The following is a 9,762-nucleotide window of genomic DNA, read 5'->3' on the forward strand; positions in this document are numbered from 1 at the left end:
CCACAACGAGTTCCTTTTAATGAAAAGCTTGATGAAGTCCGCAGCACTCGCCATTACGGTATCCCTGTGTGCCTCCTCCGTGACCTTCGCCGCCGAAAACGTGCGCCTCACCGGCTCTGGCGCCAGCTTCCCTGCACCTATCTACCTCACCTGGTTCAAGGATTTCAGCAAGAAGACCGCTGGCGTCACCGTGGATTATCAATCCAAGGGCAGCGGCGCAGGTGTGCAGGACTTCCTGAATAAAACCGTCGACTTCGCCGCCAGTGACTCGGCCATGAAAGACGAAGACATCGCCAAGGTCGCCGAAGGCGTGCAGTTGCTGCCAATGACCGCCGGTGAAATCGTGCTGGCGTATAACCTGCCGGGCAATCCCAAGGGCCTCAAGCTGCCACGTGATGTTTACTCCAATATCTTCCTGGGCAAGATCACCAAGTGGAACGACCCACAGATCGTCGCCGCCAACCCGGACCTGAAGCTCAGCGACACGCCGATCACGGTGGTTGTGCGTGCAGATTCCAGCGGCACCACAGCGGTCTTCACCAAACACCTGGCCACCATCAACCCTGAATTCAAAACGGCGCTGGGGGAGGGCAACACCGTCAACTGGCCGGCCAGCGACAAATTCATCAAGTCGCCCAAGAACGATGGTGTGACCGCCACCGTACGCCAGACCCCAGGCGCAATTGGCTACATCGAGTACGGCTTCGCCAAACTGGCCAAGGTTGACTTCGCCCAGTTGCAGAACAAGGCCGGCCAGTACGTGGTGCCAAACGCTGAAAGCGGCGCCGAGGCCCTGGCCGCCGTGAAGATGCCGGAAAGCCTGGTGGCCTGGTTGCCGGACCCGGACGGTGCCAAGTCTTACCCGATCACCTCGTACACCTGGATGATCTTCCGCAAGGACAACGGCAACCCTGCCAAGGCCAAGGCCATGCGCGAAATGGTTGAGTACAGCCTGACCGAGGGGCAGAAAATCGCCGACTCGATGGGTTACATTCCGCTGCCGCCATCGGTGGTAGAGCAGGTTCGCAAAGCTTCCGCCAACATTCAGTAACACCCGTGAGGCCGCTCTCGGTGTGGGCTGTTTGCCGCGCCGGGGGCGTTTCCCCCCTGTTCCGGAATTAGCCAATGAACAAACCTTTCGTCGTACCGGTTAACCGGGATTCTGCCTGCCAACCTCCCTCCGCCAAGGACTTCCTGGTTGATCGCACCTTCCGTGGGCTCGCGCGAATCGGGGTGGTACTGATTCTGGCGTTGGTCGCGGCCTTGGTATTCGAGGTGGGACGCAAGGCCTTGCCGGGCATGGAAAAGCACGGGTTCGATGTGCTTTTTGGCAGTGTCTGGGACGTTAACCAGGGCAAGTACGGGATCCTGCCGGCCATTTGGGGCACGCTCTACAGCGCTTTTATCGCGCTGCTGATTGCGGGCTTTTTCGGTGTCAGCATGGCGATTTTCCTGACTCAGGACTTTCTGCCGGCCAAGCTGGCGGCGGTGTTTCGCACCATCGTTGAACTGCTCGCGGCCATCCCCAGCGTGGTGTATGGCCTGTGGGGCATCTACGTGGTGATCCCGGCGATCCGGCCACTGACTACCTGGTTGAACAGTGAACTGGGTTGGATCCCGTTTTTCGGCACGTCCTTGAGCGGGCCGGGGTTGCTGCCAGCGGCGCTGGTATTGGCCATCATGATTCTGCCGACGATTGCCGCCGTGTCCCAGGACGCGCTCACCAGCGTGCCGATGAAAACCAAGCAGGCCGCCTACGGCATGGGCACCACCCATTGGGAGGCGATCCTCAAGGTGATGGTGCCGTCTGCCGCCACCGGTATTTTTGGCTCCCTGGTACTCGGCCTCGGCCGTGCGCTGGGCGAAACCATGGCGCTGGCGATGCTGGTGGGCAACGCCAACAACATTTCCCTGTCGCTGTTCGCGCCGGCCAACACGTTGGCAGCCTTGTTGGCGCTGAACTTCCCCGAAGCCGGGCCCAACGAGGTGGAGGTCTTGATGTACGCCGCCCTCGTCTTGATGTTCATCACGCTGCTGGTGAATGTCATCGGTTCCATGATCATGCTCTACGCCCAACGGGGTAACCGATGATGACTAATCTCACATCCCCTATCACCGCTGTACCGAGCCTGCAGCGCAAGTTCGAAGGCCGGGCGCTGCGCAGCCTGGTGTTGACCACGCTGGTCTGGCTGGGCGCGCTGCTGGCCAGTGTGCCGCTGATTTCGGTGCTCTACATGCTGATCACCCGTGGCGGCGCACGCCTGAGCCTGGAGGTGTTCACCGAGTTGCCGCCCACCGGCTTTGAAACGGGCGGTGGTTTCGGCAACGCCATGGCCGGCACCTTTGTGATGGTCGGTATCGCTGCGGCGATCGCAGTGCCGGTGGGCATCATGGCCGCGATCTTCCTGGCCGAACTGGGGCCGGACAGCAAACTGGCCAACGCTGCACGCTTTGCCGCCAAGATGCTCACCGGCTTGCCTTCGATCCTGGCCGGCGTGTTTGCCTATGCCTTGGTGGTGATGACCACCGGCACCTACTCGGCACCGGCAGGCGGCGTGGCCCTGGCGGTACTGATGCTGCCCATCGTAGTGCTGACGGCGGAAGAGTCGATGCGCATGGTGCCCAAGATCATGAAGGACGCGGCTTACGGCATGGGCTGCACCCGCTCGCAGGTGATCTGGAAGATCATCTTGCCGACCGGCCTACCGGCGATCCTCACCGGCGTGATGCTTGCTGTGGCACGTGCCGCAGGCGAAACCGCGCCGTTGTTGTTTACCGCGCTGTTCAGCAACTACTGGATCTACCACGACGGCGACCTGGCGGTGATGAACCCCACGGCCTCCCTCGCCGTGTTGATCTACAACTTTTCCGGCATGCCCTTCGACAACCAGCTGGAGCTCGCCTGGGCGGCCTCGTTGGTGTTGGTGATGATCGTGCTGGTCGTGAATATTGTGAGCCGTATCTTCGGCAAGCCTAAGTATTAAGAACGGGAGCATCTGAATCTTGAACGTCTCAACTGCGCAAATAGCCGCTCCGTTTGTCACCCAATCGCCTGTGGTCATGGACTGCAAGCTGGACCGGATTTTCTACGGTAACTTCATGGCGGTGCGTGACAGCCATGTGCCGATCGAGAAAAACAAGATCACCGGTTTTATCGGCCCGTCCGGCTGCGGCAAAAGTACGGTACTGCGCAGCCTCAACCGCATGAACGATTTGGTGAAGGGCTTTCGCTTCGAGGGCCACGTGCATTTTCTGGGGCAGGACGTGTACGGCAAGGGTGTAGACCCGGTGGTAGTGCGCCGTTACATCGGCATGGTATTCCAGCAGCCGAACCCGTTCTCCATGAGCATCTTCGACAACGTCGCCTTCGGCCTGCGCCTGAACCGCTACAAAGGCGACCTGGGCGACCGCGTCAAGCACGCCCTGCAAGGCGCGGCGCTGTGGGATGAAGTCAAGGACAAGCTCAAGGTCAGCGGCCTGTCGCTCTCCGGTGGCCAGCAGCAACGGCTGTGTATTGCCCGCGCTATCGCCACTGAGCCGGAAGTGCTGTTACTCGATGAGCCTTGCTCGGCACTCGACCCGATTGCGACTCGCCGGGTAGAGGAGCTGATGGTGGAGCTGAAGAAGGACTACACCATCGCCCTGGTCACCCACAATATGCAGCAGGCCATTCGCGTGGCGGACACCACAGCGTTTTTCTCGGTGGATATTTCCCAGGGCACGCGTACCGGCTACCTGGTGGAAATGGGCCCGACCGCGCAGATTTTTGGCAGCCCACGTGAACAGATGACCGAGGATTACATCAGCGGCAAGTTCAGCTGAGTCACTCCATGTTCGATAGAAACCACACGTGCGCTACCGTCAGCCCAGGAACGCCAATGTCTGCAACGCATCGTCTTGATTTGTCAGCGATTGAACGCGCGCTCCGTAAAGTGCAGAGCCGCTTTGCCGAGCTCAGCACGCAATTTACCGAGCCACGCGACCCTTTGACCGACGAAGTGCTGCACAACGTGCTTGAAGGTTATGCGCTGGTTGACGACTATGTCGCACGGGGCGTTGACCTGTTTGACCTTCATCATCTGGACTTGATGCTGGAGATCAACGCCACCGTGCTCTGCGGAAGTGACCCGGCGCGCCGCGTGGAATACGCGCAGCACCTGGCCGCCACCGAGGAGCACTTCTTCAACAACGTTGAAGGCGGTATCAAGGACTTGTTCAATTGGTACTGCGCGTATCGCAGTGAATCGGTGTGGAAGCGTGCGGCCGGTGTGTATGTGCGCATCCTCAGCAAGCCGCAATTGTTCATCGAAGGCAACAACCGCAGTGGCTCGCTGATCGTCAGCTATCTGCTGATGCGCGCCGGGTTGCCACCGTTTGTGCTGACGTTGGAAAATGCCGAGGGTTACTTCAATCCTTCCTCGGTGATCCGCAACTCGGCCAAACATGGGGTCAAGGCGTTGTATGAATTGCCCAAGATCAAGAAAAAATACGCCGCCTTCCTGGAGGAACAGGCCCCGGATCCCAAGGCGTTTTTCTTGAGCGATATACCACAGCCTATCTATCAGGGAGGCCATTAATGCGCTGGTATCCAACACTCGCCAGCCGAGCCGTGCAAGCCGTCCAGCAAGCGGTCCTCACGCGTGCCGCCAAGCGCCCGCGCGTACGCATCTCCTTTGATATCGACGACACACTGGCTTGCCAGCTTGACCACGCTGACGTCGAGAGCAGTTGGCTGCCGGCCTGTGCTCATCGTTGGTGGGGAGAGCCGCTGCGTATCGGCACTCGTTCGCTGACGCGCGAGCTGCGGCGCCAGGGTTGCAGTATCTGGGTCTATACCTCATCGGGTAGGGCGCCTTCCTACATCAGACGTTGGCTGATGCTGTACGGCATCCGTGTCGACGGCGTAGTGAATAGCGAGCGGCATAACCACGCCCTCACGGTGCATGGGCTGTCAAACACCCCCTCGAAATTTCCGCCGGCCTTCGATATTGATTTGCACGTGGATGATTCCGAGGGCGTGCGCCTTGAAGGTAACGACCACGGCTTTCGCGTGGTGGTGGTTGATCCGCAGGATGAGCACTGGGCGCAAAGAGTGCTTGAAGCGGTGGCGGGGGTGCAGGCGCAACTGGCCCGGCAGCAATTGCCCAGGTTCAAGCAGCCTGTATGCCAAGGCGCTGAGGTTTATTCTTCATGAACGCCAGAGAAACCTGAACTTCTTGAACTCTTATTGCAGTTTAAAACTTGCTATAAGGGTTTAATTTTCTTTGACTCGTTAGTCACGAACAACGCAAAACTTCCCTTCCTGTTCGACAAACAGCGCTTATGGCGCTTTTGTCGTCTATATCCCTAAGTACATACCCTTACCTTCCGATAGTCGGTCACTTTACGGCGGCGCTTCTAGGCTAGTGTTGACGAGCTTCCTTAATGGTCAACCTCGATATTAAGAAACGAAGCAGCCTGAACAGAATGCACAACAACAACTTCAATGCATATTGTTTAGCCCGACGCATCAGGTATTACCGTTGACTTTCGGTGTTGATCGCTGGGCTCAAGGAGTACTGACATGGCTATATTCGATTACAAGGGGCAAGACGCCCGCGTCCTGATTTCAGATGCCTGGACCCTCGCCACTTACACCAGCGGTGTTGCCACCGTAGGCGCGCTCTACAACATTCCGGGGCTTGTGCTGGGCGAGGGCAACACCTTCGCACTGCCCAAGGGCTGGCGTGAGATCGGCGCGAGCGAACTGCAGGTTGATAGTAGCCACACCGACATCACAGGAAGTTTTACCGGCGACGGCGTGTTCGGCTCCCAGGCCAGAGTGTTTGGTCAATACGATGACAGCGGCCAATTAGTCAAAATGGGCTTTTCCATTGCCGGCACTAACTCGCCAATTGATCTGCTGGGTTGGCCGGCGATGATCGATAACTCTTATATCAACGGCTATGACTACCTGCTCAATTCAATCAAGGATTACGCCACCGACCACAACCTGAGCGGCAAAGATGTTCTGGTAACCGGCTACAGCCAGGGTGGCTCCGTCACCAACAGCATGTATATCGGCAAGGACACTTTGGCCGACGGTTTTTTCAAGGATTCGGACTACTTTGGCATGGAGTCGCCCAAGTCCAGCAACAGCGAGGGAATCTTCAACTTCGGCTTTGAAAACGATGTGGTCCACCGTCTCACGGGGCAAGAGACCGACGTGGGCAGCGCCATCATCGATGCGCTTCAAGGCAGTGACGCCAGTTACACCTCGACCACCGATAACATCGTGCTGTTCGACACAATCTATGCGCTACCTACCTGGCCCAATGGTCCGTTCTCGATTGCCAACCTGTCAGGATGGGCCGCGCACCTGGAAGGTATTTTCATCAACCCTATCCAGCGCATCGCCCAATCGACTTTCTACGATTACATCGAACGCGACAGCACCATCATCATCAGCAACCTCGACGCCATCAGCCGCAGTTTTACGTGGGTCAGCGACAAGCAGACCGCCACTTCCAACCACTACGGCACACCGGCGTTCCTGCTGGGCACCGACAGTTCGGACAAGCTGCAGGACGGGCGCAGCGATGACTTCCTCGACGGGTTCAAGGGCGACGACAGTTTCCGCGTGAGTACCGGTACCGATATCGTCGCTGGCGGCGAAGGTAACGACAAAGTCTTCCTCAAAGGCACCTCGTCTTCCTACGAAGCCGTAAAACTCAGCGACGGCACGTTGTTTCTGAACGACAGCAGCGGCCAATACGGCCTGAAGGCATTGCACGGCGTAGAGCATGTGGAGTTCGAAACCGGCCTGGCCAACAGCCTCGGGCATGTGCCCGTGTTCGGCGGGCTCTTCGGTGGCATTGGCGAGGTCCTCACGCCGGCCTATACGGTGACCAGTGGCAAACTCGACTTCGAAGGCCTGTTCGGCGCCGATAAGGCGTATGCCAAATCCATCGAAGGCAGCCAATTGGCCGACACCCTCAAAGGCACCGCCGCGCGCGACCTGATATTCGGCCAGAACGGCAATGACCGGCTCGACGGTGGCGCTGGCAACGACCTGCTGCACGGCGGCGACGGCAACGACACACTGCTGGGCGGCACGGGCAACGACGCGCTGTATGGCGCCAGCGGCAATGACGTCTTGATCGGCGGGCTGGGCAATGACCAACTCAGCGGTGGCGTGGGCAGCGACCTGTTTGTTTTCGATCAACGCGGGTTTGGCCACGACGTGATCAGCGACTTCAACATTCACCAGAACGGGCAGGACCTGCTGGTATTCGCCAAGTCGCTGTTCGCCAGCGCCGATGCTGTGCTTGGTGCCACGACCCAGCATGGCAGTGACAGCGTGATTCTGGCGGGGGACAGCAGTGTCACCCTGGTGGGGTTCAATGCGGCGCAGTTGAGTGCAGAGATGATCAGCGTGGTCTGACACGGCACCTGCGAAACGGAAGGTAAAAACCTCACAGGGTCTCTGATGCTGTGGGGTTTTTTATTGCTTGCTGATTAACGCAACGGCTCGATACCACACGCAGCGTCATTGTTTAGCGGTAGGGCTCAACCCCCAAAAAACTCTACATTTCAAGCCCGCGCAGCTCTGCATAAAGGATTAAACGAATTTGCACGCTTAATTGACGCCATCAAAATGACATCTTATCATCGCTACATTGGATGGCATAAAGCCATATAGAGGGATCTATAAAGTGTGGCGTTTACCGCGTCGGACCAGGTTAAGCCTGTTGTCCGCTTTTTTTTGCCTGGGCACCTCCGGATGGGCGCAAGCGGCTACGCCGCAGAACGCTCCCGGCATCACCGACCTGATCCGTGACCGCCAGGACCGCCTGCTCGAAGAGCAGCAACGGCGCCTTGAAGAACTCAAAGACCTGCCCGGCAAGTCCGCCGCGCCGGCAACCCCGACAACCCCCGTCGATACGCGCTGCTTTGCGATCAAAACCATCGAGCTGGGCGGTGCGGATGCGCTGAGCGAAGGTGAGCGCGCTGATCTGATCAAGCCCTATGTCGGCCAATGTCTTGGTGTGCCGCAGCTCAACGCAGTACTCAAGGTGATCACCGACCGTTATCTGGCCAAAGGCCTGGTCACCAGTCGCGCCTACTTGCTGCAGCAGGACCTTTCCAGCGGCAATCTCAAGATTCAAGTGGTCGAAGGGAAGCTGGAGAGCCTGAAAGCTGCCGAAGGCGGCGGCATCACCGACCGCCAATTGACCATGAGTTTCCCCGGCAAGCAGGGCGAACTGCTCAATCTGCGCGAAATCGAGCAGATGGTCGATCAGTTGAATCGTTTGCCGTCGAACCAGGCGCAAATGGAGCTGGCGCCGGGCAAGGCCGTGGGGGGCAGTGATGTACTGGTCAAAAACACCCCGCAAAAACCCTGGCGTGTCGGCTTGTCGCGGCATAACGGCGGCCAGCGTAGCACCGGTGAGCAGCAGTGGGGCGCCAGTCTGGACTGGGACAATCCGTTGGGCCTGGCCGACCAACTGTCGCTGCGTGGCGGCCACGATGCCGTCAGTGATCACCAGAAAACCTCGCGCAATTCGATGCTCAGTTATAGCCTGCCTTTCGGTTGGTGGAACCTCTCGTACAGCTATATCGACAGTGAATACCGCTCGCGAGCCGAGGCTAACAATTTCAAGTTCAAGCAGACCGGCGACAGCCAGACTCATCAGTTGCGCCTGGAGCGGGTGATCCATCGTGACGCTTTGAGCAAAACGTCCTTGAACACTGGCATCGCCTATCTTCGCACCAACAACTTTATCGAAGACAGCAAGCTTGCCTTGAGCAGCAACCGCCTCAGTGAAGCGCAAGTGGGCATCAACCATGGTCGGCGTATTGGCGGTTCATTCCTCAACATTGACCTTGGCATGCAAAACGGCATCGGCGCATTCGACGCCCAGGCCAATCACGATCCAAAGCCTGGGCAGCCGGATGCGCGCTATCGCAAGTACACCGCTACGGTGAGCTATTTGTATCCATTCAAACTGTGGGGTGAGTCCTTCAGCTTCAGCAGCTTGATGACCGGCCAGCACAGCGAAGACGTGTTGTTCAGCCCTCAGCGCATGAGCCTGGGCGGGCAGTCGTCGATTCGTGGCTACAAAGACCAAATGCTCGCCGGCGACAGCGGCGGCTATTGGCGCAACGACCTGCGCTGGAGCCGGCCGGTGACCTGGGCCTGGATGCAGCCGGTGTTCATTGAATACGGCACCAGCCTGGGCTACGACCAGGGCGTGATCAGCCATGGCCGCTACAACGCCGAGCAGCATGGGCGCATGAGCAGCAACTCGGTGGAGTTGTTCGCACGCGGCAAGAATGTCGCGGCCAGCGTGGCCTTTGCACACTCGTTGGAACGACCGGAAGCGATCACGGACCGTGAAGCGCCGATCTATTTCCGCCTGGACTTTTTCCTTTAAATTTTTGACCGCCTTCGGGCTTCGAGACATGACATGGACGTTCGCCAGTACGCATTCCTCGCGCGCCAGCCTTCTGCTGCCGTAAAAAGCCGCTCCCATTTCCTGGGGCTGCCTAAACGTGGATTGGCATTGATTCTGGCCAACGCCATGTTCTGGCACCCGTTGCTGGCCCAGGCAGACGGCATTGTGGTGAATGCCCCCGGTACGACGCTCGGGCAAGCAGGCAATGGCGTGCCCATCGTCAACATCGCCACGCCGAATGCCAACGGACTCTCACACAACCAATTTCATGACTACAACGTCGGCGCCAACGGGGTCATCCTCAATAACGCCACCGACCGTACCC

At 58.6% G+C, this 9,762-nt stretch carries 9 protein-coding genes; all 9 read left to right on the forward strand.

Annotated elements, in window-relative coordinates:
- Positions 1–19: 19 nt before the first annotated feature.
- Positions 20–1,051 carry a phosphate ABC transporter substrate-binding protein PstS gene (pstS, locus tag GIW04_RS23040; protein ID WP_003191519.1) on the forward strand — a complete coding sequence of 344 codons (1,032 nt, stop codon included), beginning with the start codon at positions 20–22 and terminating at the stop codon, positions 1,049–1,051.
- A 74-nt stretch (positions 1,052–1,125) separates the two neighbouring features.
- The gene (gene pstC, locus GIW04_RS23045) at positions 1,126–2,091 is read left to right on the forward strand and encodes a phosphate ABC transporter permease subunit PstC (RefSeq protein WP_003191517.1); all 966 of its coding nucleotides are present in this window, start codon (positions 1,126–1,128) and stop codon (positions 2,089–2,091) included.
- A complete protein-coding gene (gene pstA, locus GIW04_RS23050) occupies positions 2,091–2,984 on the forward strand; it encodes a phosphate ABC transporter permease PstA (protein ID WP_003191515.1) in 894 nt (297 codons plus the stop codon). The genes pstC and pstA overlap by 1 nt, the downstream gene beginning before the upstream one ends.
- 76 nt (positions 2,985–3,060) lie before the next feature.
- Positions 3,061–3,822, forward strand: a complete 762-nt coding sequence (pstB, locus tag GIW04_RS23055) for a phosphate ABC transporter ATP-binding protein PstB (RefSeq protein WP_019817112.1) — start codon at positions 3,061–3,063, stop codon at positions 3,820–3,822.
- A 56-nt stretch (positions 3,823–3,878) separates the two neighbouring features.
- Complete coding sequence (locus tag GIW04_RS23060) at positions 3,879–4,577, forward strand: hypothetical protein (RefSeq protein WP_034135055.1); 699 nt, start codon at positions 3,879–3,881, stop codon at positions 4,575–4,577.
- On the forward strand, positions 4,577–5,194 hold the full coding sequence (locus GIW04_RS23065) for a hypothetical protein (RefSeq protein ID WP_034135054.1): 618 nt from the start codon (positions 4,577–4,579) through the stop codon (positions 5,192–5,194). Before GIW04_RS23060 ends, GIW04_RS23065 begins: the two co-directional genes overlap by 1 nt.
- Before the next feature lie 369 nt (positions 5,195–5,563).
- Positions 5,564–7,423, forward strand: a complete 1,860-nt coding sequence (locus tag GIW04_RS23070) for a calcium-binding protein (RefSeq protein WP_120248091.1) — start codon at positions 5,564–5,566, stop codon at positions 7,421–7,423.
- Positions 7,424–7,694: 271 nt separating this feature from the next.
- Positions 7,695–9,416, forward strand: a complete 1,722-nt coding sequence (locus GIW04_RS23075; protein WP_120248090.1) for a ShlB/FhaC/HecB family hemolysin secretion/activation protein — start codon at positions 7,695–7,697, stop codon at positions 9,414–9,416.
- A 33-nt stretch (positions 9,417–9,449) separates the two neighbouring features.
- Positions 9,450–9,762: filamentous hemagglutinin N-terminal domain-containing protein (locus GIW04_RS23080; RefSeq protein WP_236479222.1), on the forward strand; the 313-nt coding region annotated here is incomplete at its 3' end.

Origin of the sequence: Pseudomonas sp. PA-4-8C (assembly GCF_021606625.1) — a bacterium.
Lineage (GTDB): Bacteria > Pseudomonadota > Gammaproteobacteria > Pseudomonadales > Pseudomonadaceae > Aquipseudomonas > Aquipseudomonas lactis.

What these genes read in the sequence shown, in the direction of transcription:
- pstB (WP_019817112.1), top strand. Translation starts at nt 3,061, where the DNA reads ATGGACTGCAAGCTGGACCGGATTTTCTACGGTAACTTCATGGCGGTG.
- GIW04_RS23060 (WP_034135055.1), top strand. Translation starts at nt 3,879, where the DNA reads ATGTCTGCAACGCATCGTCTTGATTTGTCAGCGATTGAACGCGCGCTC.
- GIW04_RS23065 (WP_034135054.1), top strand. Translation starts at nt 4,577, where the DNA reads ATGCGCTGGTATCCAACACTCGCCAGCCGAGCCGTGCAAGCCGTCCAG.
- pstC (WP_003191517.1), top strand. Translation starts at nt 1,126, where the DNA reads ATGAACAAACCTTTCGTCGTACCGGTTAACCGGGATTCTGCCTGCCAA.
- pstS (WP_003191519.1), top strand. Translation starts at nt 20, where the DNA reads ATGAAAAGCTTGATGAAGTCCGCAGCACTCGCCATTACGGTATCCCTG.
- GIW04_RS23070 (WP_120248091.1), top strand. Translation starts at nt 5,564, where the DNA reads ATGGCTATATTCGATTACAAGGGGCAAGACGCCCGCGTCCTGATTTCA.
- pstA (WP_003191515.1), top strand. Translation starts at nt 2,091, where the DNA reads ATGACTAATCTCACATCCCCTATCACCGCTGTACCGAGCCTGCAGCGC.